This is a genomic window from Allobosea sp. P5_A5 (assembly GCF_056400625.1).
On sequence record NZ_JBFUKY010000006.1, the window covers coordinates 41,959 to 66,341 of the forward strand.

Consider the following 24,383-nt stretch of genomic DNA (forward strand, 5'->3'; position numbering starts at 1 on the left):
GTGCGACCTGCACTGCCAGCAACGTCATGCCGACAGTCAAGAGCGTATACGGAATCCAGAGCGGCGGGCCCCATGCGGAATGGGAGGTCTGCCCTTCCTGGATGGCTTCCTGCAGAAGCCCGCCAGCCTTCCAGGCGAAGAACAGGCAAAACGACAGCATCACCGCGTCGATCGTCGCGCGCCGGGCCGCGTTGGCCCGAGGCGACAGCATATGGTCGAGGACATCGATGCCGATATGCCCGCGCCGCTGCTGCACGGCACCGGCCGACAGGAACACAGCGCCAGCGATCAGAAAGATCGTGACCTCATCCTGCCACTCGACACCCCGGCCGTAGATATGGCCGGCAACGACCCCGAATGTCAGGACGAGCGCAGCCGCCAGAAGCGCAACCGCGGAAAGCTTGAACAAACTTTCGTTGACGGCGCTGATGAGGGCCGCGATGCCGGTCGGTGTCGGTAGTCTCGTGTCGCTGGCGAGGATGGCGTCATGCTGCAGGCCGCCCGCCATCTTATGACACCGCGCGGGCGAGCTTGAGAAGTTCGGCTGCTTCCGTCGATTTCGCCGCGTAGTCCTTCCAGGCGCTCTCTTCTGCGATCTTGCGCCATGCAGCGAGATTCGCATCGGTCTGGTCGGCGACCTGCACGCCCTTGGCGGCGTAGACCTTGGCGACCTCTTCGTCGTCCTTCTTCGCCTCGGCGGTGCCCCAATCCTCCATCTCGGCACCGACGTCGAGCAGCGCCTTTTGTTGCTCGGGTTTCAAGCTGTCGAAGATCGCCTTCGACATCAACACGGGTTCGAGCATGAACCAGAACGAGCCCTTGCGGGCCGCGGTCAGGGATTTCGAGAGTTCTTCGAGGCGAAACGAGATCAAGCTGGTCGAGGACGTCACTGCGGAATCGAGCGCCCCGGTCTGCATGCCGATATAGACCTCGTTCGACGGCATGGTCGAAACCTGCGCACCGGCGGCCGTGAACATCAAATCCATCTCGCGGCTGCCGCCCCGGATTTTGACACCCTTGACGTCCTCCGGGCCCCCGACCGGGCCTTTGCGAGACGCCACGCCGCCCGCCTGCCAGATCCAGGAGATGATCTTAATGCCCTTGTCTTCGACGATCTTCGTCAGCGCCTTCCCGACCTCGGAGGTCTTCCATTTTGCACCCTGCTCGTAACTGGTCACAAGGCACGGCATGAGCCCGAGATTGCAGGCATGAAGTTCGCCGCCCGCATAGGCGATCGGGTAGAGGGACATGTCGAGCGCGCCCTTACGCATCGCGGAGAACTGCGCGTTCGTCTTCATCAACGATGAGTTGGCGTAAACCTCGAACTTCAGCGAGCCGGCGGTGCGCTTCTCGACCTCTCGGGCCAGAATGCGGCAGAGCCTGTCGCGGAAGTCGCCCTGCTCGATACTACCCCCCGGAAACTGATGCGAAATCTTCAGCGTCGTCGCGCTCTGCGCCGAGCCTGGTCGACTGAAGGTCAGGACGGCGGGGGCGGCAACAAGGCCCGTCAGGACGTGACGACGATCGAACATCATATCTTCCTCCCATGTAAAAATTGGGGTCTACGCCCCTTTTTGGATTTGGCTCGCTCATGCAAGCGTTTCGATGAATAGAGCATAGACCTCGCGCCGATGCCATCTTGGGCTCATAGCATCCCAGCCCGCTGTGCAACGAGCGTTTGGATGATCGGGCAAAGGTTACGCGTTCGAATGATGTCGGGCCCGGCAGGGGCTGTGCCGGGCGCGGAGGGGGCTCGCTGGCTATCGCTTCAGCGCCGCCGTCTCTTGGGTGATCGCAAGCGTTCGACGGAGACGCGCGTGAAGCGCCCCAGTAGGTCCACCACCTTCTCCTGAACAGCGCAGATCGCAGCACTGATCAAAGGGTTAGAATCGCTTCCGCAGCGATGGCTCCAAGTTTCGGCAGGAATCCATCATCCTCGGTGATGGCCTCGCCTCGTGAAAACACTGTCAGAATGAACTCGGCCCCATTGGGCAGAACAGCTCTCAGCGCGTCGTGACGCCGAAAATCGGCGCGCTCGTCGCCAAGCCAGCGTGTGCGCCCGGCTTTCGACCAGATATTCGTTCCGATGGGCATGCCGCCAGCCAGATAGCCCGCCACCTGGTAGGCGCCCCGTTGTAGGAAGGGGCTTGCGAGGTCGCGGCCGAGCCAATTCCGGACCTTCTCCTGTCCAGGCTTGCTCAGGACCGAGCCGTGGAAGATCGCGTGCATCACGCTGGCCATGGCAATTGGGGTAAGAGCGTTGTGCCCGCTCGGCGAGGAGTCGAGCCCGATCTTTTCCCGGCCATAGCGCAGATCATCCATCAGCTTCTGATCGAGGTTGATGCCGCGCAATTCCGGCCAGCCGAGCTGCGCGAAGAAACGATTGACGACCTGTCGTCGATCGCTCCACGCGGCCATCTCCGTCTCGGAAAGCAAAGTATCGCCGGTTGTCCCCGACAGCAGGTCGATGACGTAGTTGGTTGCTGAGTTCGAAGACCAGAGGATCATGTCGCGCATCGCCCGATCCAGTTCATCGTGCTCGACGAGTTGCCCCGCCTCCAATGCGGCCTGCGCCGCAACGAGGAAGAAGACCTTGACCAGCGAGCATGGGTAACTGCGCCATTCGGGCCGCAAGGCCGCTCCCTTCGGCCGCCCGCCATCTATGCCCGGCTGCAAGAGAACGAAGCCGAATTGATCGGCCGGGACGCCGCGTTCTTGGAAAACGGCTTTCGCGGTCGCCGTGAGCAATGCGCCGATGCGCTGCAAGTTTTCGTCCGTGTCGAAAAAGCTCATGGCGCACCTGTCGAAGGCTGGTCGGGAAGAGGAGATCAGCCCTTGGGCCGAAGGGCCGTGTCGAGGCCTTCGCCGATCAGCGCGAAGGTGACGCCGGTGTAGATGATCGCGAGGCCCGGGAAGGTCGCGATCCACCAGGCGTCGAACAGGAACTGGCGCCCATCCGAGATCATCAGCCCCCATTCCGGCGTCGGCGGCTGGATGCCGAGGCCGAGGAAGGACAGCGAGGTCACGGCGAGGATCGTCAGGACAACGTCGGCCATAGCGTAGACGATGGCAGGATTGACGGCGTTGGGGAGCACATGCGCGACCAGAATCCGCGGGGTCGAGCATCCGAGGCTGCGGGCCGCCTGGACGAATTCGAGATTGCGGATCACCAGCACCTCGCCGCGCACGATGCGCGCAAAGGAAATCCAGTTCACCAGCAGGAAGGCGAGGTAGAGATTGGTCTCGCCCGGCCCCAGCACGCCGACGATGGCGATGACGAGGACATAGAAGGGAAAGGCCCAGAAGATGTCGGTGATGCGCATGATCCAGGTATCGACGCGCCCGCCGACGAAGCCCGAGATCGCGCCGATGGCGATGCCGAGGATCGCCGGTGCCGCGACGCAGATCAGCGCGACCTTGAGGTCGACATAGCCGCCCCCGAGGACGCGCGAAGCGACGTCGCGGCCGAGATCGTCGGTGCCGAACCAGTTGGCAAGCGAGGGCGGCTGGAGCGTGTTGCCGTAATCGATCCCGAACGGGTCCTGCGGCGTCCAGATCTGGCCGAGAACGACGAACGCGGCGAGCAGGCCGAGCATGATGAGCCCGGCCATGAGGCTCGGATTGGCGCGAATGCGGTCCATCGCCTCACTCCAGCCTGATGCGCGGATCTGCCAGCGCATAGGCCACGTCCGTCGCCAGGTTGATCAGCACGACCAGCACGGCGAAGACGATGGTGAGCCCCTGGATCAGCGGATAGTCGCGGGCGAAGATCGATTCCACGAAAAGCGCCCCCAATCCGGGCAGCGCGAAGACGGTCTCGATCACGACCGTGCCGCCGATCACCCAGCTGGTATGGGCGCCCAGTACCGAAATCGACGAGATCAGCGCGTTCGGCAGGACATGCACCGCCATCAGGCGCCCGGTCCCGGCCCCCTTGGCGCGCGCCGTCGTGACATAGTCGGAGCCGAGCACGCCGAGGATCGCACTGCGCAGGCTGCGGATCGTCAGCGACGCGGTGGCAAGCGCGATCACCAGCGCCGGCAACGTCGTGTGGTGCAGGCGCGAGAGCAGATCGTCGCCATAGCCGGAGGTCGGGAACAGCGGCAGCCAGATCGCGAACAGGATGACGAAGATCAGCCCGAGCCAGAAAGACGGCATCGCGATCACGATGGTGAAGGCGAGCTTGATCGCGAGATCGACCGGCCGGCCGCGCTGCATCGCTGACCACAAGGCGAGCGGCACGGTCATCAGCACGGCGAGCACGGTCGAATAGGCGACGAGCCACAAGGTCGCCGGCAGCCGTTCCAGCACGAGCTGCATCACGGGCCGTGCATGAACGACCGAACGGCCGAGGGTGCCCGAGCCGATATCGGCGAGGAACAGCAGGTATTGCCGCCACAGCGGCAGATCGAGCCCGAGCCGCTGCTTCATCAGCGCGATCTCCTCCGGCCCCCCGCGCGCGCCGAGCAGCAGCGTCGCGGGGTCGCCCGGCAAGGCGCGCAGCAGGAGGAAGCAGGCCAGCGTTATGCCGAACAGAACCGGCACCAGCTGCGCGAGGCGCTTGAGGATGTAAATCAGCATGGCGGGAGCGGAGGAGGGGCGCCGGAGCGCCCTGTCCTCACTTCAGCTTGACGTCTTCGAGGCGGAAGTTCGAGGTCGGAAGCACCTCGAAGCCCTCGACATTGCTGCGGAAGGCATAGGGCGTGCCCGGATAGAACAGGAAGACCGAGGGCGCGCCGTCATGCGCGATCTTGATCATCTCCTGGAACATCTTGCCGCGCTCCGGCCCGTCTGCAGTGGCGCGCTCCTTCTCGTAGAGCTCGTTGACGCGCTCGCTCTTCCACTCGGTATGGTAGGCGTTGGCACGCTCGGGATTGACGATCAGGAAGCCGGCGAGCTGGTCGGGGTCGATCGTGTCGCTGGTCGCGTAGGCGACGGCCATCTCGTAATCGCCGGCCTTGGTCGTCGTCCAATGCGTCCCCCCCTCGACAAGGCGGATCTCGGCGGTGACGCCGACCTGCTTCAGCGCCGCCTGGAGCGCCTGGCCGAGCTGCCGGTGCAGCGGCTTGCTGGAATCGACCAGCAGCGAGGTCTTGAAGCCGTCCTTGTAGCCGGCTTCCGCCAGCAGCGCCTTGGCCTTGGCGAGATCGTGCGGGTAGGGCTTCAGGCCCGCATCGGCATAAGCCATCGGCGGCATCGGCGAGTTCGAGACTTTGCCGGTGCCATAAAGCAGCGCCTTGACCAGTCCGTCCTTGTCGATCGCGTAGTTCAGCGCCTGCCGCACGCGCTGGTCGTCAAACGGCTTCTTGCGCGTATTCATGATGACGAAGTCGGTGCGGAAGACGTTGGCGACCGCCGTCTTGATCTTGCCGTCCCGACCGAGACCCTGAAGCTGGTTCAGCGGAATGTCGATCGCGGCATCGACCTCACCGGCCTGCAGCTTCAGCACGCGGCTGTTGCCCTCGGGGATGACCATCAGCTCGGCGCCGTCCAGGTCGGGCTTGCCGGCCTGCCAGTAATTCGTGTTCTTCTTGAGCGACAGGCCCTGTCCCTTGTTCCAGGCCGAAACGGTAAAGGGGCCGCTGCCGATAGGCTTGTCGAAGAACTTGTCGCCCGCCGCCTCGAAGGCCTTTTGCGGCAGGATGGCCGAAGAGAACAGCGCGAGGTTGTTGAGCAGCGGCGTGAAGACCTTCTTGAGCTTGAGCACGACGGTGCGGTCGTCCGGCGTCTCGATGCTGTCGATACCGGAGAAGAAGCGCTTCCAGCTCGAAGCGTCGCTGCCGGCCCTTTTCAGTGAAAAGGCAACGTCGGCGGCCGTTACCGGCGTTCCGTCCGAAAACTTCGCAGCTCGCAGCTTGAAAGAATAGGTCATGCCGTCCGGGCTGACGGTCCAGCTCTCGGCGAGGCCGGGCTCAAGCTTCTTGGCGTCCTTGCTGGGCCGCAACAACGTGTCGAAGATCAGCAGCTGCGCATAGATCGAGGCGTTGTCGCTGGTCGCGATCGGGTCGAGCGAGACGAGATCCTGCGTCTGCGCCAGCCTGAGAACGCCTTTGGCGAAAGCCGCAGAGGGCGCAGTGACCAGCGCAGGAGCAGCAATGGCGAGCGCAAGCACGCCAGCCGACATCAACGAGCGAAGCTTGGTCATACCGATCCCCTGATTCATTGGCCGCGCCTGGGCGACAGCTTGCATCCTTCCATGAGGGTCTCTAGTCCTTCCAATGAAACATTAGGCGGGTTCCTCGACCATTTGGAATAGTGATGAGGCTGGGCGCGTTGCAAGCCATCGATGCCTTCGTACGGCTCGGTGGAACAGGTGAGGCGGCGCAAGGTCTCGGCATCAGCCAATCGGCGGTGATCAAGGCGTTGCGCCAAGCCGAGGGCGATCTCAATCTCAGCCTCGCCACGACCATCCAGGGCCGCCTGGTGCCGACCCCGGAGGCTCAGTCGCTCGTCCGACAGGCTCAGCCGCTCTTTGGCGCGTTGAGGCGGGCCCGTCATGAAGCGGACATGATCCGGGTCGGCATGGCCAATCGACTGCGCGTGGCGACCGTTCCCGGCCTGGCCCACAGCATTCTTCCGCCAGCCATCACCCAAACGCGTCGAACGCTCGATGAATCGGCGGCGGTGGAAATCATGTTCGACCATGTGCGGGAACATCTCGCCACGGGCGAGGCCGATCTCGGCATTTCCTACGGGCCGATGCGCGCAGACGACATCGAGGATGTCGCGCTGGGGAGGAGCCCTCTGGTCTGCGTATTGTCGCGCGATCATCCACTCGCCGGGCGGTCGGAACTCGTCAGGGACGACATCAAGGGCGAGCGCCTGATCAGCTATGGACCGGATGGCGTCAGCGCCTCCGACAGCTTCCAGGAGGCATTGACGAACGCCGGGTTGTCCGAGTGGGTCGCCATCACCGTTCGTCACACCGATACGGCCTGCCATCTTGCCCGCGAAGGCGTCGGCATCGCCCTCGTCGACGGGTTCGTGATCAGCAGCAATCTGGTCGAAGGCCTCGCCGCCCTGCCGCTGGCGCAAAGCCCCCTGGTGACGGCTTATGCTCATCATCGTCGGCACTCGCCTCTCGATCGCGCAGCCCGGTCGCTCTTGGCGGAATTGCAGGCACTATCCGGGTCATGAAGGCATTTACGCCCGCCCATGCCGCGGTCCTCCGCGCAGTTCATCGGTTCGGCACGACTGTCGAAGCAGCGCATCGGCTTCATCTGACGCAGTCGGCCATCAGCAAGATCATCGCGCGCAGCGAAGCCAGCCTTGGCGTCCCCGTGTTCGACCGCAGGGAGGGGCGGCTGCTGCTCCGGCCCGAGGCCAGCGCCCTGATGGCCGCGTTCGACTCGGTCGATCAGGAATGGCGCGAGTTACGCGCTGCGGCGACGCGGTTGCGCGCCGGGCAGGAAACGCCGCTGCGCATCGCGTCGACGCCGAGCATCGGCCACGGCCTCATTGCCCGGGCGCTGCGGCGCCTGACAGCCGAATACCCGCAGGCGCGGGTTGAGCTGATCATGGGCGATGCACCTGCGGAACTCTCCTTGGGGACAGCCGATATCGGTCTGATGTTCTCTCCGCGCGTGACCGACGACATTACGCTGACGCCTCTGGCCGGCGGCGAGATCATCGCGCTGGTGCGAGGGGACGATCCGCTGGCGAAGCGGCGCGTCGTCAGCCTGCATGATCTGAAAACCCGGCGCATGATCTGTTTCGACCGCGAAAAGTCGCCGCTCGGCTGGCTCATTGCCCAGTGCCATGAGAGAGAGGGGCTCGAATATGCCCCGTTCATGACCGTTCCATACAGCATTTCAGCCGCGCATCTTCTGACGGAGCCTGGTGATGTGACGCTGATCGACAGCCTGCTGACACAAGCGCAGCGTTTCGATGGGCTGGCACAGCTTTCCCTGAAGCCGCAGATTCCCACGACGATTTGCCTGATGACGATGCGCAGCCGGCCGCTGTCGCGCTTGGCCGCCCGCTTCATCGAGATCGTGCGCGAGCCCTGATCGCGAACGCAGCCACCTCTGCATTCACGGTCGCGGCTGCGCGTCCTCGTTGGCCGCGCTGCGCGTCTTGAACAGCCGCCAGAGCGATTTGCCGATCCGGCGGGAGGTGAGATGCGCGCCGGCCGGGCGACGCTCGAGCATGATCTTGCGGTCGTGAAAATCCTCGAGGCCCGGCCGGTGGCCCACGCTGATGATGGTGGCGTAAGCCAGCTCGTCCTCGAACATCTTGAGCAAGGCGTTCTGGCTGTCCTCGTCCAGTGCGGAAGTCGCCTCGTCCATCACGATGATGGCGGGTTTCTGGATGAGGAGACGCGCGAACGCGATGCGCTGACGCTCGCCCCCCGACAGGATGCGGTCCCAATCATCGGTGGCGCCGAGCCGGATCGAAAGGTGATGCAAACCGCAGCGCTCCAGTGCCGCGCGGATCGTCTCGTCCTCCACCTTCTCCTCGGTGGCCGGATACAGCAGGACGCTTCGCAGCGTGCCCTTAGGCATGTAGGGCCGCTGCGGGAGGAAAGCGATGCTGCGGCCCTTGGGAACGGTGATGGAACCCGCGCCCCAGGGCCACAGGCCGGCCAGCGCGCGGATCAAGGTGCTTTTGCCCGAGCCGCTTTCTCCGCCGATCAGGACTTTCTCGCCCTGCGCGATCTCGACCGTCGCATCGGCGATCACGATGCGACCATTGGTGTGGGCGACCGACAGGTTGTCGATGTGGATGCTGTCGTCGTCGCCTTCCGCCAGCGTGATATGGGTCTCGCCCTCCATCACCGTGCCGACATCGAGCCCCTGAAGCTCCTCGACGAGTTCGTCGACGCGGGTGACCGACGCGAACCATTCCGCCAGCCGCACGAAATTATCGACGAACCAGATCAGCGCCGCCTGCACGGCGCTGAACGCGGCGACGACCTGCATCACGGCACCGAGCGTCACGTCCCCCGAGAGATATTTCGGCGTGATCAGCAGCAGCGGCACCACTGGAAACAGGGCGCCGTTGGTGTTGAGCACCAGCGCGATCAGACCCTGCTGCCGGACGATCCGCAGCCACGAGCGCACCACGCGTCCGTAGCTCTTGCCGACCGTGGCGAGCTCGTCGGCATCGCCGCGGATCAGGGCGATGCTTTCGGCGTTCTCGCGCAGCCGCGTCATCTCGGCGCGAAACTGCGCCTCCATCTCGTTTTTATGGCCGACACGCCGCACCAGCGGGTGGCCGGCGGCATAGGCGCCGAACGAGGCGACCGCCGCATAGACCACTGCCGCCAGCGCCATATAGAAGGGAATGACGATGGTCGTGCCGCCGATGCTCAGCTGGGCCGAGCCCGCGACCTGCCACAGCACGGCGGCGAAGGTCGCGGCGGTGACGAAGGCGCTGATCAACCCGATCGCCATCTCGACCAGCGGCTCGATCGCAAGACGCACGTCTTCCGCGATACGGTACTCCGGCGCGGATTTGATCTTGCTCAGGAATCCGAGGCGGTAGTAGCGCTGATCGGCAATCCACCAGCCGGCGAGCAGATGGGTCAGATGCTCGCGCCAGCGCACCTGCAGCAGCATGCGGCTGACCACCAGTGCCGAAACCGAAAGCGCCGACGCGGCCGCCAGGAAGGGCAGGTAGCCGACGGTCGCCCAGACCGCAGCGCTGTCGCGCTTGTCGAGGGCGTCGAAAAACCAGCGGTTCCAGGTGTTCATGCCGACGGCCGCAGCTGTCTGGGCCGCGACGAAGACGAGGACGGCGGCCGTCAGCGTCCAGGCCCGCAAACGCGTTTCCCCGGACCAGAAGCGAAGGGCAAGCACAAAAAACTCCCGGAATCGGGAGCGGCTCGACGGCGCAGTGGCGCGCTGCATGAATAATCAAACCCCCGCCTCATTCGCGCGCCGGAATACGCAACCTGCCGAGGCTGCGATACAACCCGCTTGGCTGGAGCAGGTTCCGTAACGTCGTCGCGCATTCCGCGAGTGCCGCCTTCTCCCGCGTGATCGCGAGCGGTCGGATTTTTCGGCGTCATGCGACCGGCGTATCGTGGGTGCCCTGGAGCAGGGCTGGACGCGACAGTCCGCGCCGGGTCAATTGCAAGGCATGACGATCCTGCCTCCCGCCGCCCGCGCCGCCCCGTTCCTTTGCGAGAAGCAGCCCGCGACCGGGTCGCGCGGCATGGTGGTGACCAACCATCCGCTGGCCTCGGCCGCCGGGAGCCAGATGCTGCTGGCTGGCGGCAATGCGATCGATGCGGCGGTCGCGGCGCTTTTCGCCCTGACGGTGGTCGAACCGATGATGGTCGGCGTTCTCGGCGGCGGTCTCAGCCATATCCGTCTTTCGGACGGCAGCCATCGCATCATCGACAACCTCTCGACGGCGCCGGGCCGCGCAATGCCCGAGATGTATGACTGCCTTTCGGACGAGATCGGCCGGCAGCGCGACACGCGCGACCGCGAAAACGTCGTCGGCGCCAAGGCCGTCGCGGTTCCCGGCGCACTCAAGGGCTGGTGCGAGGCGCTGGAGCGCTTCGGCACGATGTCGCTTGCGGATGTGCTGCAACCCGCGATCGCGCTCGCGGCACGCGGTTTCATCGTGACGCCTTATCTCTCCAATTGCATCGCCGACAACGCCGCCGATCTCGTCCGCGATCCGGGTCTTGCGACCATGCTGCTGCCGGATGGCACTCCGCTGGGGCCGGGCGCCAGGCTGGTGCAGGGGGACTATGCCCGGAGCCTGCGTCTCATCGCCGAGGAAGGGCCGCAAGCGCTCTATGGCGGTGCGCTCGGCGATGAATTAGCCGGCTATATGTCCTCTCATGATGGTTTGATCGGCCGGGCCGATCTGGCCGCCTATCGAACCGAGACGCGCGAGCCGATCCGGGGCCATTATCGCGGTTACGAGATTGTCGGCCCGCCGCCGCCCTCGTCCGCGGGGGTCCATATCGCGCAGATGCTGAACATTCTGGAAGGCTACGATATCGGGGCGCTCGGTTTCGGTTCGCCCGATGCGGTGCATCTGCTGGCCGAGGCGCTGAAGATCGCCTTCGCGGACCGGGCCGTGGCGACGGCAGACCCGGCCTTCGTCAAGGTTCCGGTCGACCGGCTGATCGACAAGGCCTATGCGGCGGAGCGCCGGGCGCTGATCGAGATGGGCGCGGCGAAGAGCTGGACCGCCGGGCTGGCGGGCGGGGAATCCGCCGACACCACCCATGTCACGGTGGCTGATTCCGAAGGCAACGTCGTCAGCGCGACGCAGACGATCAACGGCCTGTTCGGCGCCTGCGTGCAGATCCCCGGCACCGGCATGATCGCCAACAACTACATGTTCAATTTCGACCCGCACCCCGGTCGCGCGCTTTCGATCGCGCCGGGCAAGCGCGTGTTCACGTCGATGGCGCCGATGATGGTGCTGCGCGACGGCAAGCTCGCCTTCGCACTCGGCTTGCCAGGCGCGCTGCGCATCTTCCCCTCGGCCTTGCAGGCGATCGTCAACCTGATCGACCACCGCATGAGCCTGCAGGAGGCGGTCGAGGCTCCGCGGATCTGGACGGAGGGCGGCGCGCTCGAGCTGGAAGAGGCCATTCCCGAAGCTGTGGCGCAGGAGCTTGCCGCGCGCGGTCACAGGATCGTGCGCTCGCCTCGTATCGCCGGCGGCATGAATGCGATCGCCTTCGAGGAAGACGGGACGCTGACCGGCGCCGCCTGCTGGCGAGCGGACGGCACACCGGTCGCGATTTCAGGCGGGCTGGCGCGGGTCGGAGCGCGGTTCAGTATTTGAACGTCATCTCACCCGTCATTGCGAGCGCAGCGAAGCAATCCAGGGGACCGGGTAGGCCCGTCACCCAGTCTCCTAGATTGCTTCGTCGCTGCGCTCCTCGCAATGACGAACCGGCTCAATGCAGCCCGCCGACCCCGACATATCGCTCCAGCACCTCGCCTTGCGCTCGCAAGCTCGTCGACGTCCCCGACCAGACAATGCGGCCGCGTTCGAGGATGATGACCTCCTCGGCGAAGGCAAGCGCGCTCTCCAGCCGCTGCTCGACGAACAGGATCGTCATGGCGCCGCTGGCCGCAAGCTGCGTGAATGCCTCCATCAGCATGTCGCAGATCACCGGGGCCAGGCCCTCCAGCGGTTCATCGAGCATAAGGACAGAGGGCTGGCCGAGGATGGTGCGCGCTGTCGCCAGCATCTGCTGTTCGCCGCCGGACAGTTGCGAGCCGAGATTGCGGCGGCGCTCGGCGAGGCGAGGGAAAAGCGCGTAGGCCTCTTCGATGGCGCTGCGGGGCCGCTCCTTCAGGCCGACGAACAGGTTCTCTTCGACGCTCAAGCCCTTGAAGATCTCGCGCGTCTGCGGCACCAGCCCGAGCCCGGCCTGCGCGCGCGCCTGCGTGCCGAGCGCGGTCACATCCCGGCCGCCGACGGCGATGCTGCCCTCATAGCGTCGCGTCAGCCCCATCAGCGACGCCATCAGCGTGGTCTTGCCCATGCCGTTGCGGCCGAGGATGGAGAGCCGCCCGCCGGCCGGCACCGAAAGCGAAACGTCCTCTAGCACATGGGTGCGGCCATAGCCGGCGCTCAGGTTGCGAACGGAAAGCTCAGCTGCCGGCATGGGCATAGCTCCCGAGATAGGCTTCGCGCACATGAGCGTCCTGGGCGACCTCGCCGGGCAAGCCCTGGAAGATCACCTCGCCCGCCGCCAGCACGACGACGCGTTTGGCGAAGCGGAAGACGAGATCCATGTCGTGCTCGATCATCAGCACGGCGAGTTCGGCTGGCAGACGTTCCAGCGCGCGTTCGATCAGCGGGGTGTCGCCGGAGGGAACACCGGCCGCCGGCTCGTCGAGCAACAGCACTTTGGGTCGCTGCGCCATCGCGATGGCGATTTCCAGCAGCCGCTGCTGGCCATAGGCGATCTCGGCGACCTTGCGCCGCGCCACATCCGTCAACCCGAGCGTGGCGAGGATATCGGCTGCCTCTTCGCTGATTGCGCGGCTGCCCCGGAACCGCGCCAGGATACGCGTCGCCCGGCCCTCTCGCTGCAGGATGGCCATCACGACATGCTCGTCCGGCGTCATCTCGGAGAACAGGCGCGTCACCTGGAAGGTCCGCACCAGCCCCCGGCGGACCCGGCCGACCGCCGAAACCTTCGTGATGTCCTCCGCCCCGAGATGGACCGTGCCGCTGCTCGGCGGGATGCGCCCCGTCACGAGATTGACGAAGGTCGTCTTGCCGGCGCCGTTGGGCCCGATCAGCGCCAGCCGCTCGCCGGCGGTCATCGAAAGCGAAATGTCGTGGTTGACCTTGAGCCCGCCGAAGGACTTCGACAGATGCTCGACGGCGAAGACCGCGCTCATCGCCGGCCCTCCCGCCGCAGCCATCGCGCGGCCTCGTCCAGCGTGCCGGACAGCCCGCGCGGGGCGAACAGCACGATCGCGATCAGGATCGCGCCGACCAGCGTCATCCAGTGGAACGGGTTGATCGCGGAGATGACGTGCTCGATCGACATGAAGACCACCGCGCCGATCAGCGCGCCGTAGAGGTTTCCGAGCCCCCCGAGCACCAGCATGACGAGCGCATTCGCGGAAAGCTCGAAGCTGACGCTGTCCAGCCCGACCACCTGCGTCGAAATTGCGCCGAGCGCTCCGCCTATGCCGGCGACGGCACCCGAAATCGCGAACATCCGCAGCAGCACCGGGAATGCCCGGATGCCGAGCGCGCTGATCCGCAGCGGGTCTTCCTTCAGCCCCCGGCAGACCATGCCGAAGGGCGAGCGCACCAGCAGGCGCAGCAGCGCGAAGACGCCGATCAGCAGCCCGAGCCCGAAAAGATAGGCCGCGCGGCCCCAGAGATCGAACTCGAACAGGCCGAACAGCGGCGCCGGCAGCATCCCGGAAAGCCCGTCGCTGCCCCCGGTGAGCCCGGCGAGCTTGTTGGCGGCCTCGTGCAGCAGCTGGACGATGGCGATCGACAGCACGAGCTGGGGCAAGCCGTGCGCCCGCAGCATCACGGCGCCCATCACCACGCCGGTGAAGGCGCCAGCCGCAGCCCCGATCAGGATCAGCAGGAAGGGCTCGGTCACGCCATTGAGGCAGGCGATGCCGGCGGCATAGGCGCCCGCGCCGTAAAGCGCGGCCTGGCCGAGCGAGGCGATGCCGCAATAGCCGACGATGAGGTCGAGCGAGAGCACAAGCAGCGAGACCGAGATCACGCGGGTCAGGAAGGAAAGGTTGTCGGGGAAAAGCCAGTAACCGATGCCGCCCGCCAGCGCGATCAGGGCCATTCCGGCGAGGTCGCGGGTCAGGGCCGGCTTCGCGCTGAGGCTGTGTCCGAGGGGGAGCTGCGTCACGATTGCGCCCGTCCCAGCAAGCCGCGCGGGAAGAGACAGACCACCAGGATCACCGCGAGGTAGAAGAAGAAATTGCCGAATTCCGGCATCAGGTAGCGCGCGGTGATGTCGATGGCGCCCAGCAGCAGGCAGGCTGCGAGCGCGCCCAGGATCGAGCCGGCACCGCCGACCGAAACGACGACAAGAAACGTCACCATGTAGCGCAGCGCGTAATAGGGCTCGATCGGCAGGAACTCGGCTCCAGCCACGCCGCCGAAGGCCGCGAGCCCGACCGCGAGCGCGAAGCTCGCCGCATAGATCAGCTCCGTGCGCACGCCGAGCGCGCGCGCCATCGGCGCGTTCTCGACCGCCGCGCGCAGGCGGATGCCAAAGCCGGTGCGCTCGATCAGGATCCACAGCCCCGTGGCGACGACAAGCCCGCTCGAGATCACGAAGAGCCGGTGCCCAGCGATGCTGCGAAAGCCGAGATCGATCGGCCGTGCCAGCTCCGCCGGGAGAGGGATCGTCTTCAGCGTCGGTCCGAACAGGTAGTTGGTGATGCCGATGACGCAGAAGGTGATGCCGATCGTCATCAGCACCTGCGGGAGTTCGCTGCGATCATAGATACGCCGGAACAGTAGCCGCTCCAGCGGGATCGCAATCAGCACCGTGCCGGCGACGGCGAGCGCGATGCCGAGCGCGTAGCCCAGACCGAGATCGCGCGCGGCGTAAGAGGCAATGTAGCCCCCGATCATCGCGAAGGCGCCGTGGGCGAGGTTCACCACCCGCATCAGCCCCATCGTTAGCGACAGGCCGATGCAGATGATGAACAGCGCCATGCCATAGGCCAGCGCGTCCAGGGCGATGCTCAGCGCGGTCTGCATGCGGGGGCGGGCCTCGTCGGGTTTGAATGCGGTCGGGCAAAGAGGAGGCCGTCATGCTCGGGCTTGACCCGAGCATCTTATGACATGGAAGGTTCCGGAGCCTCCTGCGGTCGGAGATTCTCGGGTCGAGCCCGAGAATGACGCCGTGTTCCGCCCCGACAAAGGCGCTTTACTTCGCCAGCCCGGGGTCTTTCTGCTCCGGGAAGCTCTGGATCTCCTTGTTGATCCAGTTGCCCTTGGCGTCTTTCGCGACCTCGCGCAGATAGATCGTCTGCGTGATGTGTCGGGTTTCGGGGTCGATCTTGACCGGCCCGCGCGGGCTTTCCCAGGCGAGACCCTTGACGGCCTCGACAGCCTTCTCGGCATCCTGCTTGCCGTTGGTCGCGGCGATCATCTTGGCGATGACATACATGCCGTCATAGGCGCCGACCGCGGGGAAGGAGAGCTGGCCGGGACCGCCGATCGCCTTTTCACCCGCGGCGACGAAAGTCCGGTTCGCTTCGGAATCATGCGAGATGGCGTAGTGGAACCCGGTGATCATGCCGGCCGCCGCATCGCCCAGCGCCGGCAGATCCGATTCCTGCGTCAGGTCGCCGGTGGCGAACAGCTTCACGCCGGCCTGCTTCAGCCCGGTGTCGTTGAAGGACTTGACGAAGCCGAGCGTCGGCGGCCCGGAGGGCAGGAAGGCGAAGACGCCCTGTGCGCCAGCATCGCGGATGCGCTGCATGATCGGGCTGAATTCGGTCGTGTTGAGCGGCATGCGGATGGTTTCGACCACCTGCCCGCCTGCGGCCTCCGCCGCCTTCTTGAACGCGGTTTCCGCGTCGATGCCGGGGCCGTAATCGGTCACCGCCGAGACGAACTTCTTGATGCCGCGATCGGCCGCCGCCTGGCCCAGCGGGGTCGTGGTCTGCGCGGTGGTGAAGGAGGTCCGCACCACCAGCGGCGAGGAGGTCATGATCGCCGAGGTCGCGGCGTTGAAGATCACCAGCGGCACGTTGCCCTGCTTCAGCAAGGGCGTGATCGCCATCGCATCCGGCGTGAAATAGACCCCGCCGAGATACTGCACCTTGTCCTTGACGATCAGCTCCTGTGCCAACGCGCGCGACTGTTGCGGATTGGCGGTCGGCAAATCGCGATAGATCACCTCGATCTCATGGCCGCCGACCGATTTGCCGTTCTGCGCCAGCCACGCTTCGACGCCGGCCTGGAAATTCTTGCCCTGCAGCGCGAAGGGGCCCGAGAAGGGCCCGATGATGCCGACCTTGACGGTGTCTGCGGAAGCCGCATGGGCGAAGCTGAACGAAGCCGCGAGCGCGAGCGCTCCCGCCTGCAAGAATGTACCGAAACGGCGTCTGTTGATCATGATCCTGTCCTCCCGAAAACTGTGGCGTCCCGCAAAAGGTGCCGGTTGGCTCCGGCATCCCGCATTCGTCAAATCGTCTGGCAGCTCGTAATCGCCGCCTCGGCATGCCTTCTACCTCTTAATAGGGCAAGCCGACATAATTCTCCGCCATGGCGGCGCTGGCGGCTCGCGAGCCGACGAGATAGTCCAGCTCCGCTTGCTGCATCCTGTGCTCGAAGGCGTTGCGCTCCGGAAACAGGTGGAGCAGCCCGGTCATCCACCATGAGAAGCGCTCCGCCTTCCAGACGCGTGACAAGGCGCGCGCCGAATAGCCGTCGAGCCCGGCCTGCGACCTCTCGAGGAAAAATTCGCGCAGCGCGTCATAGAGATAACGGATATCGCCAGCGGCGAGGTTCAGGCCCTTCGCCCCGGTCGGCGGCACGATATGGGCGGCGTCGCCTGCCAGGAACAACCGACCGAAGCGCATCGGCTCGGCGACGAAGGAGCGCAGCGGCGCGATGCTCTTCTCGATCGAAGGCCCTTCAATCACCGCATCGGCGACCTCGGCCGGCAAACGCCAGCGCAATTCGGCAAAGAAGGCCTCGTCCGACCAGGCTTCGACGCGCTCGCCCTGCGGCACCTGGATATAATAGCGGCTGCGCTCGGACGAGCGCATCGAGCACAGCGCGAAGCCGCGCTCGTGATGCCCGTAGACCAGCTCGTGCGCCGCCGGCGGCCTGTCGACCAGCAGGCCGAGCCAGCCGAAGGGATAGACGCGCTCGAAGCTCGTCAGCGCGCTTTCCGGGATCGAGCGGCGCGAGACGCCGTGATAGCCGTCGCAGCCGGCGATGACGTCGCAATGCAGCTCGCGCGCCTCGCCGCCTGCTGTGAACGTGACTCGTGGATGATCCGTGTCGATGTCATGCAGCGCGACATCCTCGGCCTCGTAGATCGTCGGCCGGCCCAGCGCCTGCCTCGCTTCGACCAGGTCCTGCGTCACCTCGGTTTGGCCGTAGACGGTCACGGTCTTGCCGCCGGTGAGCGTCTTCAGATCGATCCGATGAAGCGATCCGTCGAAGGCCAGCGAGACGCCGTCATGGACGAGCCCTTCGCGCTCAAGCCTGTCCGCTACGCCCGCTTCGTGGAGCAGGCCGACCATGCCCTGTTCGAGCACGCCGGCACGGATGCGCGAGAGCACGTAATCGACACCGCGTCGCTCGATGATGACGTTATCGATCCCGGCACGGGACAAAAGCTGCCCGAGCAGCAGGCCGGCTGGGCCAGCGCCGATGATGGCGACCTGCGTGCGCATGCTGGCTTCCTCCTGCAATCGCCGGTCTTTGCCGACCTGTGCTTAAGCCAACCTAGCCGCCGTCGCCGCCTTGACGGAATGGAGGATTCGCGCTGTGTCTTGGACAAATCGATCAGGAATCGCGCATGCCCGGCACCGCTGCTCCGGCCTATTGGCTTTATGGCGAGCACCTCGGGGGCCGCTTTCCGGATGCCTTGCACATCGAACCGATCGTTGCCCGCAGCGCGCTGCACGGCTGGACGATCCAACCGCATTTCCATCATCAGCTGGTGCAGTTCTTTCTTGTGCTCGGAGGGGGCGGACGGACCCGGATCGACGGGCGCGATCACATCCTGGCTCCAGGGTCGGCTTTGCTGCTGCCGGCCGCGACCATCCATGAATTCCATTTCATCACCGGCACCGAAGGCTTCGTCGCCAGCGTCGCCGAGCCGGCTTTGCGACGGTTGTTCGACGCCGAGCCGGAGGCCTGCTCCCTCTTGTCCAAGCCTGCGGTCTTGCCGTTTGGGGAGGGGGATCATGACGAGGGCGCGCTGCGCATCCTGATGGACCTTGCCATGGTCGAATTCGCGGCAAACCGGCCCAACCGCCAATTCGCGCTGGGCGCCTATGCCGATCTGATCGCCTGCTGGTTCTCACGCGCCTTGCGCGGTGGGCGATCGAGCGCTGAGGCGGCGCTCGATCCTCGGGCGCGGCTGGTGCGCCGCTTCGTCGAGCGTGTCGAGCGGTGTTTCCTCGCTCACGACAATCTCGACGGTTATGCGCGCGATCTCGGCGTCTCGGTGCCGCATCTCTCACGTAGCTGCCGCGAGTTGCTCGGCCTCTCCGCCGCGCGCGTCATTCAGGACCGGTTGATGATCGAGGCAAGGCGCGACCTCGTCTACACCGCGAGCTCGGTCGCGCAGATTTCGTTCCGGCTGGGCTTTTCCGATCCAGCTTATTTCTCGCGCTTCTTCAGCAAGCGGGCCGGGCTCTCGCCGTCGGAGTATCGCGCGAAGGCTTAAGGCGCGCCGCGCGGACTCAGGCTGTCATTGCGAGCGTAGCGAAGCAATCCAGGGGGAGCCGGGTGCAACCCTTCAGCCCAGTCTCCCTGGATTGCTTCGTCGCTTCGCTCCTCGCAATGACGAAGGAAACGACCTTGTCAGCGACCAGCGCCGCGCAGAAGCGCTGCCACCAATGCCTCGCTCTCGCCGATATCGCTGCCCATCCCGGCCTGCTCCAGATTGCGCGCGATCGCGGCCTCATCGATCTCAAGGCCTTCCGCGACGCCTGCCATGGCCTCAGCCGCACCGGCGGCGATCAGGAAAAGCTCCGCCAACGCCGGTCCTTCGGCCTGCCAGCCGCCAAGCCCCCGTTCCTGCTCGGCCGGCAAACCCGCGAGGATGCCGGCGACAAGGCCGGGCGCCCGCAATCCGGCCGAGAGCGTGATCTGGCAGGCGGTGGGGTTGCGCTTATGCGCCATGGCGGAGGATCCGCCCCGGCCAGGCACGGCGGGCTCGCGCGCCTCGCCGATGCCGTTCTGCGCGAGCAGGGAGACATCACGCGCCATCTTGCCGAGCGCGCCGATGACGATGGCGAGCGCGCTGGCGATGCCGGCGATGCCTTCACGGCGGCCGTGCCAGGGCGGGGCATTGGGGAGATCAAGCGATAGAGCGGCCCGTGATGCAACGGCGTCAGCCTTGCCCGAGAGGCCGGCTCGCGTGCCGGCCGCGCCGCCGAACTGGAGCACGGAGCCGGCTTCGACCTCGCGCGCCAATCGGGCTGCCGCCGCCGCGATACCAGCCTGCCACTGCGCGATACGCAGACCGAAACCGATCGGCAGGGCATCCTGCAGGAGCGTGCGGCCGATCGCCGGCGTCGCCGCATGAATTTTCGCCAGCGTAGCCAAGGCGCGGGTGGTGCGGCCGAGATCGGCTGTCAGCAGCGCGTGGCCGGCCCGAACCTGCCGCATCAGCACGACATCGGCCAGATCCTGGCTCGTCGCGCCTTTGTGGAGCGCTTTCGCCGCCGCCTCCGGCAATCCGCTGCGCAAGCGCGCCACCAACGGGATCGCCAGCGTGCCGGCCAGCGCAGCTTCATTGGCAAGTTCGGCAGGGTCGATGGCGATCGTTTCGCATAGCGCGGCAATCGCCTCGGCTGCCTCTGCGCCGATCAGTTCTTCCGCAGCTTCCGCCTGCGCCAGCGCCGCCTCGAAGGCGAGCGCATGGCGCAGAACTGCGGCGTCGTCGAAAACGGCCAGCATCGCATCGGTCGATGCCGGCCGGCTCCTGAGCCAATGGCTCACGCGGCTTTGGCCAGCGCGGGAGCGACCGTGAAGGGCGCGCCGGTCTTCGACTTGACCTCATCCAGCGTCACGCCGGGCGCCAGCTCGATCAGGGTCAGGCCGCCGCCATTGGCCTTGTCGCAGGCCAGCACGCAGAGGTCCGTGATGATCATGTCGACGACGCCGGCGCCGGTCAGCGGCAGGGAGCAGCGCTCCAGCACCTTGGATTCGCCGGCCTTGTTGGCATGGTCCATCACCACGATGACCTTCTTCACGCCAGCGACGAGGTCCATCGCGCCGCCCATGCCCTTCACCATCTTGCCGGGGATGGTCCAGTTGGCGATGTCGCCGTTCGCCGCCACTTCCATGGCGCCGAGGATGGTCAGGTCGATATGCCCGCCGCGGATCATCGCGAAGGAATCGGCGGAGGAAAAGAAGCTCGAGCTTGGCAGGAGGGTGATGGTCTGCTTGCCTGCATTGATCAGGTCCGGGTCGGCCTCGCCTTCATAGGGGAAGGGGCCGATGCCGAGCAGGCCGTTCTCCGACTGCAAGGTCACGTCGACGCCGTCGGGAATGTAGTTCGCCACCAGCGTCGGGATGCCGATGCCGAGATTGACGTAGAAGCCGTCCTTCAGCTCCTTGGCCGCGCGCGCGGCGACCTCCTCGCGGGTCCAGGCCATCAGGCTGCCTCCCTCTTGCGCTCGGTCAGCTTCTCGATGCGCTTTTCGTTGATCGTGCTCTTGATGACGCGGTCGACATAGATGCCGGGCGTGTGGATCGCCTCGGGGTCGAGCGAGCCGACCTCGACGATCTCCTCGACCTCGGCCACGGTGATCTTGCCGGCGGTCGCCATGGTCGGATTGAAGTTCCGCGCGGTCTTTCGATAGACGAGGTTGCCGGCGGTGTCGGCCTTCCAGGCCTTGACGATGGCGAGATCGGCCTTGAGCCAGGTCTCGCGGACATAAAGCTGCCCGTCGAATTCCTCGACCGGCTTGCCCTCTGCGACGACGGTGCCGACACCGGTCTTGGTATAGAACGCCGGGATGCCCGCCCCGCCGGCGCGGATGCGTTCGGCCAGCGTGCCCTGCGGGTTCAGCTCCAGCTCCAGTTCGCCGGCGAGATATTGCTGCTCGAACAATTTGTTCTCGCCCACATAAGAGGCGATCATCTTCTTGATCTGGCGCGTCTGCAGCAGCATCCACAGGCCGAAACCGTCGGCGCCGGCATTGTTCGAGATCACGGTGATGTCCTTGATCCCGGAATCGCGGATCTCCGGGATCAGGCTTTCGGGATTGCCGGAAAGGCCGAAGCCGCCAGACATGATCGTCATGCCATCGAACAGCAGCCCGTCCAGCGCGGCCTTCGGCCCGTCATAGATCTTCTTTGTCATCCGTCCCTCGTCAGTGTCGTGGACTGCACCGATGGCGGCAGTCTAGGGCATCGGCCCGAAAAGTGGAGTGCGGTTTTCGGGAGCAGCCGATGCCAAATGAAAGAATAACTCTTCTCAGACCCGTTCCAGTGCGATCGCGATGCCTTGGCCAACGCCGATGCACATCGTGGCGAGCGCGCGCTTCTTGCCCGTCAGCGACAGCTCCAGCGCCGCCGTTCCGGCGATGCGGGCGCCGGACATGCCGAGCGGATGGCCGAGTGCGATCGCGCCGCCATTGGGGTTCACGAAATCGGCGTCCTCCGCGATGCCGAGGTCGCGCAGCACGGCGATGCCCTGCGAGGCAAAGGCCTCGTTCAGCTCGACGATGTCGAAATCGGCCGGCGTGAGACCCAGCCGCGCACAGAGCTTGCGGGTCGCCGGTATCGGGCCGAGCCCCATCACGCGCGGCGCCACGCCGCCGGTCGCGCCACCCAGAACGCGCGCAAGCGGCGTCAGCCCGTATCGAGCGATGGCCTTCTCCGAGGCGACGATCAGCGCGGCCGCGCCGTCATTGACGCCCGAGGCATTGCCGGCAGTGACGGTACCGCCTTCTTTCTTGAAGGGTGTCGGCAGCTTGGCGAGCTTTTCGATGGTGGTGTCGCCACGCGGATGCTCGTCGATCTCGACAAGCACAGGATCGCCCTTCCGCTGCGGGATCGAGACCGGCACGATCTCCTTGGCGAGCCGGCCATTGCCTTGCGCCGCGACCGCCTTCTGCTGGGAACGGACGGCGAAGGCGTCCTGGTCGGCGCGGCTGATGTTACAATCGGCGGCGACGTTCTCGCCGGTCTCCGGCATCGAGTCGACGCCGTATTGCGTCTTCATCAGCGGGTTGACGAAGCGCCAGCCGATGGTGGTGTCGTGGATCTCGGCATGGCGCGAGAAGGCGCTTTCGGCCTTGGGCATCACGAAGGGCGCGCGCGACATGCTCTCGACGCCGCCGGCGATCATCAGTTCGGCCTCGCCGGCCTTGATCGCGCGGGCGGCCGCGATGACTGCGTCCATGCCGGAGCCGCAGAGCCGGTTCATCGTGGTGCCCGGCACCTTCTTCGGCAAGCCGGCCAGCAGCAGCGACATCCGCGCGACGTTGCGATTGTCCTCGCCGGCCTGGTTCGCGCAGCCGAAGATGACGTCGTCCACCGCGCCAAAATCGACTTTGGGATAGCGCTCCATCAGCGCCTTCAGCGGCACCGCGCCGAGATCGTCGGCCCGCACCGAGGACAGAGACCCGCCGAACCGGCCGATCGGGGTGCGCAGATACGCGCAGATATAGGCTTCGCTCATGAACGTCACTCTTGGTCGGCAGCAGGGGGAGGCGGCGCGGGGCCGCCCTCAGATGTCGAAGAACACCGTCTCGCCTTCGCCCTGCAGGCGAATGTCGAAGGTGTAGACGGACTGGCCGTCCTCCTCGCTGCGCTCCGCGATCAGGGTCTGCACGCGGATGCGATGCTCGATGCGCCCGAGGATCGGGTCGGCCACATTGGCCTCGTCCTCGTCGCCGAAATAAAGCCGCGTGTGCAGGCCGATATTGATGCCGCGCGCCACGATCCAGAACGTGATGTGCGGCGCCATCGGCCGGCCGTCGAAATAGGGCGCGACGCCGGGCTTGATCGTCTCGAAGCGATAGACGCCGGTCGCCCCGTCGACCGGCTGGCGGAACCAGCCGGGGAAATGCGGATCGGCCTGCCCGCGCTTTTCGCCCTGGCCGGGATAAAGCCCGTCCGCATCCGCCTGCCAGATCTCGATCAGTGCATCCTTGATCGGCGTGCCCGTGCCGTCGAAGACGCGGCCGGTGACGATGACGCGCTCGCCCTTGACCTCGGCGGCAAGCGGCTGAGAGCCGAGATCATGCGGGAAGACGCCGCCGATATCGGCGAAGTTCGGCGTGGCGCCGATATGGATATAGGGGCCGGCCGTCTGCGACGGGCTTTCCTTGAGGCGGCGCAAGGACTGGACCATCAATTGCCCTCCATCCGGTTTTCGAACAGCGTCGAGCGCCGGCCGCGCAGCACGATATCGAATTTGTAGGCCATGGTGTCCATCGGCAGCGTGTTCTCGCGGTCCAGAGCCGCGACGAGCTGCTCCACCGCCTCGCGGCTGGGGATGCCCTGTACGATCGGGCACTGCCAGATCATCGGGTCGCCCTCGAAATACATCTGCGTGATCAGGCGCTGCGCAAAGGCGTGGCCGAAGACCGAGAAATGGATATGCGCCGGGCGCCAGTCATTGACGCCGTTGGGCCAGGGATAGGGGCCGGGCTTGATGGTGCGGAACCAGTAGCGGCCTTCATCATCGGTGATGGTGCGTCCGCAACCGCCGAAATTCGGGTCGAGCGCGGCGAGATAGCTCTCCTTTTTGTGGCGATAGCGCCCGCCGGCATTGGCCTGCCAGAATTCGAGCAGGGCGCCGCGCACCGGCCTCGCATCCTCGTCCAGCACCTGCCCATGCACGATGATGCGCGGGCCGATCGGCTCGCCGCCCTGCGCGTAGTTGAGGATCAAATCGTTATCGAGCGCGCCCAGCATGTCGTGGCCGAAGACCGGCCCGGTCATCTCCGAGACGGTATTGCCGAGCGAGAGCAGCGCATATTTCGGCGAGCGCAGCACCGAAGTCTTGTAGTCCGGCGTGAAAGCGGGAGGGTGCCAGCTGCGGTCGCGCTGGTAGAACGAACCGCCCTGATGGCTCGAATTCTCGTTGCGCATCGCGGCGCCTCCTCGGTCTCGTGCCGGTTGCTTCGTGCTCGCCGTTGGATGGCGCACACGGCCCGGTTCGTAATAGTGGCAAGGACATCACATGCAGACGCGTCGCGCCAGAGCGCGTTTGGCCGCGCCGGCATGAATTCCGC

22 protein-coding genes and 1 pseudogene are annotated in these 24,383 nt (G+C 65.7%); 4 read left to right on the forward strand and 19 right to left on the reverse strand.

The genetic code is table 11. The annotated features are described in order from the left end of the window. Position 1: 1 nt before the first annotated feature. From AC1DR6_RS13445 to AC1DR6_RS13470, 6 genes and pseudogenes are all read right to left on the reverse strand, one after another. Positions 2-622: pseudogene (locus tag AC1DR6_RS13445) on the reverse strand (TRAP transporter small permease); the annotation flags it as partial. After that, positions 510-1,532, reverse strand: a complete 1,023-nt coding sequence (gene dctP / locus AC1DR6_RS13450; protein ID WP_476829965.1) for a TRAP transporter substrate-binding protein DctP — start codon at positions 1,530-1,532, stop codon at positions 510-512. The gene dctP and the pseudogene AC1DR6_RS13445, both read right to left, overlap by 113 nt. A 343-nt stretch (positions 1,533-1,875) precedes the next feature. Continuing rightward, positions 1,876-2,793 carry a serine hydrolase gene (locus AC1DR6_RS13455; protein WP_476829746.1) on the reverse strand — a complete coding sequence of 306 codons (918 nt, stop codon included), beginning with the start codon at positions 2,791-2,793 and terminating at the stop codon, positions 1,876-1,878. Positions 2,794-2,828: 35 nt separating this feature from the next. Then, positions 2,829-3,641, reverse strand: a complete 813-nt coding sequence (locus AC1DR6_RS13460) for an ABC transporter permease (RefSeq protein ID WP_476829747.1) — start codon at positions 3,639-3,641, stop codon at positions 2,829-2,831. 4 nt (positions 3,642-3,645) lie between these two features. After that, a complete protein-coding gene (locus tag AC1DR6_RS13465; RefSeq protein WP_476829748.1) occupies positions 3,646-4,581 on the reverse strand; it encodes an ABC transporter permease in 936 nt (311 codons plus the stop codon). Positions 4,582-4,618: 37 nt separating this feature from the next. Continuing rightward, on the reverse strand, positions 4,619-6,145 hold the full coding sequence (locus AC1DR6_RS13470; protein ID WP_476829749.1) for an ABC transporter substrate-binding protein: 1,527 nt from the start codon (positions 6,143-6,145) through the stop codon (positions 4,619-4,621). 113 nt (positions 6,146-6,258) lie between these two features. On the opposite strand from AC1DR6_RS13470, the gene AC1DR6_RS13475 reads away from it, so the two are divergent. After that, on the forward strand, positions 6,259-7,137 hold the full coding sequence (locus AC1DR6_RS13475) for a LysR family transcriptional regulator (protein WP_476829750.1): 879 nt from the start codon (positions 6,259-6,261) through the stop codon (positions 7,135-7,137). Continuing rightward, a complete protein-coding gene (locus AC1DR6_RS13480) occupies positions 7,134-8,009 on the forward strand; it encodes a LysR substrate-binding domain-containing protein (RefSeq protein WP_476829751.1) in 876 nt (291 codons plus the stop codon). Before AC1DR6_RS13475 ends, AC1DR6_RS13480 begins: the two co-directional genes overlap by 4 nt. Positions 8,010-8,033: 24 nt before the next feature. On the opposite strand, the gene AC1DR6_RS13485 is transcribed toward AC1DR6_RS13480, so the two are convergent. Continuing rightward, entirely contained in the window at positions 8,034-9,800 is a 1,767-nt protein-coding gene (locus tag AC1DR6_RS13485) for an ABC transporter ATP-binding protein/permease (RefSeq protein WP_476829752.1), read from the reverse strand. Positions 9,801-10,083: 283 nt separating this feature from the next. Between AC1DR6_RS13485 and ggt the strand changes: the two genes are divergently transcribed. Next, positions 10,084-11,760, forward strand: a complete 1,677-nt coding sequence (ggt, locus tag AC1DR6_RS13490) for a gamma-glutamyltransferase (RefSeq protein WP_476829753.1) — start codon at positions 10,084-10,086, stop codon at positions 11,758-11,760. A 115-nt stretch (positions 11,761-11,875) separates the two neighbouring features. Here ggt and AC1DR6_RS13495 read toward each other — a convergent pair whose 3' ends face one another. The 6 genes from AC1DR6_RS13495 to pobA form a co-directional block, all read right to left on the reverse strand. After that, a complete protein-coding gene (locus AC1DR6_RS13495; RefSeq protein WP_476829754.1) occupies positions 11,876-12,592 on the reverse strand; it encodes an ABC transporter ATP-binding protein in 717 nt (238 codons plus the stop codon). Further along, positions 12,579-13,337 carry an ABC transporter ATP-binding protein gene (locus AC1DR6_RS13500; RefSeq protein ID WP_476829755.1) on the reverse strand — a complete coding sequence of 253 codons (759 nt, stop codon included), beginning with the start codon at positions 13,335-13,337 and terminating at the stop codon, positions 12,579-12,581. The genes AC1DR6_RS13495 and AC1DR6_RS13500 overlap by 14 nt, the downstream gene beginning before the upstream one ends. Continuing rightward, positions 13,334-14,332 (reverse strand): branched-chain amino acid ABC transporter permease, encoded by a 999-nt coding sequence (locus AC1DR6_RS13505; RefSeq protein ID WP_476829966.1) that lies wholly within the window; start codon positions 14,330-14,332, stop codon positions 13,334-13,336. The genes AC1DR6_RS13500 and AC1DR6_RS13505 overlap by 4 nt, the downstream gene beginning before the upstream one ends. After that, positions 14,326-15,192, reverse strand: a complete 867-nt coding sequence (locus AC1DR6_RS13510; protein ID WP_476829756.1) for a branched-chain amino acid ABC transporter permease — start codon at positions 15,190-15,192, stop codon at positions 14,326-14,328. The genes AC1DR6_RS13505 and AC1DR6_RS13510 overlap by 7 nt, the downstream gene beginning before the upstream one ends. A 169-nt stretch (positions 15,193-15,361) precedes the next feature. Then, positions 15,362-16,558 (reverse strand): ABC transporter substrate-binding protein, encoded by a 1,197-nt coding sequence (locus AC1DR6_RS13515; protein ID WP_476829757.1) that lies wholly within the window; start codon positions 16,556-16,558, stop codon positions 15,362-15,364. Positions 16,559-16,676: 118 nt separating this feature from the next. Continuing rightward, complete coding sequence (gene pobA / locus AC1DR6_RS13520) at positions 16,677-17,849, reverse strand: 4-hydroxybenzoate 3-monooxygenase (protein ID WP_476829758.1); 1,173 nt, start codon at positions 17,847-17,849, stop codon at positions 16,677-16,679. A 125-nt stretch (positions 17,850-17,974) separates the two neighbouring features. Here pobA and AC1DR6_RS13525 point away from each other — a divergent pair, with 125 nt between their 5' ends. Continuing rightward, positions 17,975-18,850, forward strand: a complete 876-nt coding sequence (locus tag AC1DR6_RS13525) for a helix-turn-helix domain-containing protein (protein ID WP_476829759.1) — start codon at positions 17,975-17,977, stop codon at positions 18,848-18,850. A 137-nt stretch (positions 18,851-18,987) separates the two neighbouring features. On the opposite strand, the gene AC1DR6_RS13530 is transcribed toward AC1DR6_RS13525, so the two are convergent. The 6 genes from AC1DR6_RS13530 to pcaH form a co-directional block, all read right to left on the reverse strand. After that, positions 18,988-20,130, reverse strand: coding sequence for a lyase family protein (locus AC1DR6_RS13530; RefSeq protein ID WP_476829760.1), 1,143 nt, complete (start codon positions 20,128-20,130; stop codon positions 18,988-18,990). Continuing rightward, on the reverse strand, positions 20,127-20,789 hold the full coding sequence (locus AC1DR6_RS13535) for a 3-oxoacid CoA-transferase subunit B (RefSeq protein ID WP_476829761.1): 663 nt from the start codon (positions 20,787-20,789) through the stop codon (positions 20,127-20,129). Before AC1DR6_RS13535 ends, AC1DR6_RS13530 begins: the two co-directional genes overlap by 4 nt. Continuing rightward, on the reverse strand, positions 20,789-21,499 hold the full coding sequence (locus tag AC1DR6_RS13540; RefSeq protein ID WP_476829762.1) for a CoA transferase subunit A: 711 nt from the start codon (positions 21,497-21,499) through the stop codon (positions 20,789-20,791). Before AC1DR6_RS13540 ends, AC1DR6_RS13535 begins: the two co-directional genes overlap by 1 nt. Positions 21,500-21,613: 114 nt before the next feature. Beyond that, positions 21,614-22,822, reverse strand: coding sequence for a 3-oxoadipyl-CoA thiolase (gene pcaF, locus AC1DR6_RS13545; protein ID WP_476829763.1), 1,209 nt, complete (start codon positions 22,820-22,822; stop codon positions 21,614-21,616). Positions 22,823-22,870: 48 nt separating this feature from the next. Next, entirely contained in the window at positions 22,871-23,497 is a 627-nt protein-coding gene (gene pcaG / locus AC1DR6_RS13550) for a protocatechuate 3,4-dioxygenase subunit alpha (protein ID WP_476829764.1), read from the reverse strand. After that, positions 23,497-24,240: a protocatechuate 3,4-dioxygenase subunit beta gene (gene pcaH / locus AC1DR6_RS13555; RefSeq protein ID WP_476829765.1), complete on the reverse strand. Its 744-nt coding sequence runs from the start codon at positions 24,238-24,240 to the stop codon at positions 23,497-23,499. The genes pcaG and pcaH overlap by 1 nt, the downstream gene beginning before the upstream one ends. Between the last annotated feature and the right edge of the window lie 143 nt (positions 24,241-24,383).

What these genes read in the sequence shown, in the direction of transcription:
- dctP (WP_476829965.1), bottom strand. Translation starts at nt 1,532, where the DNA reads ATGTTCGATCGTCGTCACGTCCTGACGGGCCTTGTTGCCGCCCCCGCC.
- AC1DR6_RS13500 (WP_476829755.1), bottom strand. Translation starts at nt 13,337, where the DNA reads ATGAGCGCGGTCTTCGCCGTCGAGCATCTGTCGAAGTCCTTCGGCGGG.
- AC1DR6_RS13525 (WP_476829759.1), top strand. Translation starts at nt 17,975, where the DNA reads ATGCCCGGCACCGCTGCTCCGGCCTATTGGCTTTATGGCGAGCACCTC.
- pobA (WP_476829758.1), bottom strand. Translation starts at nt 17,849, where the DNA reads ATGCGCACGCAGGTCGCCATCATCGGCGCTGGCCCAGCCGGCCTGCTG.
- pcaG (WP_476829764.1), bottom strand. Translation starts at nt 23,497, where the DNA reads ATGGTCCAGTCCTTGCGCCGCCTCAAGGAAAGCCCGTCGCAGACGGCC.
- ggt (WP_476829753.1), top strand. Translation starts at nt 10,084, where the DNA reads ATGACGATCCTGCCTCCCGCCGCCCGCGCCGCCCCGTTCCTTTGCGAG.
- AC1DR6_RS13495 (WP_476829754.1), bottom strand. Translation starts at nt 12,592, where the DNA reads ATGCCGGCAGCTGAGCTTTCCGTTCGCAACCTGAGCGCCGGCTATGGC.
- pcaH (WP_476829765.1), bottom strand. Translation starts at nt 24,240, where the DNA reads ATGCGCAACGAGAATTCGAGCCATCAGGGCGGTTCGTTCTACCAGCGC.
- AC1DR6_RS13470 (WP_476829749.1), bottom strand. Translation starts at nt 6,145, where the DNA reads ATGACCAAGCTTCGCTCGTTGATGTCGGCTGGCGTGCTTGCGCTCGCC.
- AC1DR6_RS13475 (WP_476829750.1), top strand. Translation starts at nt 6,259, where the DNA reads ATGAGGCTGGGCGCGTTGCAAGCCATCGATGCCTTCGTACGGCTCGGT.
- AC1DR6_RS13540 (WP_476829762.1), bottom strand. Translation starts at nt 21,499, where the DNA reads ATGACAAAGAAGATCTATGACGGGCCGAAGGCCGCGCTGGACGGGCTG.
- AC1DR6_RS13515 (WP_476829757.1), bottom strand. Translation starts at nt 16,558, where the DNA reads ATGATCAACAGACGCCGTTTCGGTACATTCTTGCAGGCGGGAGCGCTC.
- AC1DR6_RS13460 (WP_476829747.1), bottom strand. Translation starts at nt 3,641, where the DNA reads ATGGACCGCATTCGCGCCAATCCGAGCCTCATGGCCGGGCTCATCATG.
- pcaF (WP_476829763.1), bottom strand. Translation starts at nt 22,822, where the DNA reads ATGAGCGAAGCCTATATCTGCGCGTATCTGCGCACCCCGATCGGCCGG.
- AC1DR6_RS13480 (WP_476829751.1), top strand. Translation starts at nt 7,134, where the DNA reads ATGAAGGCATTTACGCCCGCCCATGCCGCGGTCCTCCGCGCAGTTCAT.
- AC1DR6_RS13465 (WP_476829748.1), bottom strand. Translation starts at nt 4,581, where the DNA reads ATGCTGATTTACATCCTCAAGCGCCTCGCGCAGCTGGTGCCGGTTCTG.
- AC1DR6_RS13510 (WP_476829756.1), bottom strand. Translation starts at nt 15,192, where the DNA reads ATGCAGACCGCGCTGAGCATCGCCCTGGACGCGCTGGCCTATGGCATG.
- AC1DR6_RS13535 (WP_476829761.1), bottom strand. Translation starts at nt 20,789, where the DNA reads ATGGCCTGGACCCGCGAGGAGGTCGCCGCGCGCGCGGCCAAGGAGCTG.
- AC1DR6_RS13455 (WP_476829746.1), bottom strand. Translation starts at nt 2,793, where the DNA reads ATGAGCTTTTTCGACACGGACGAAAACTTGCAGCGCATCGGCGCATTG.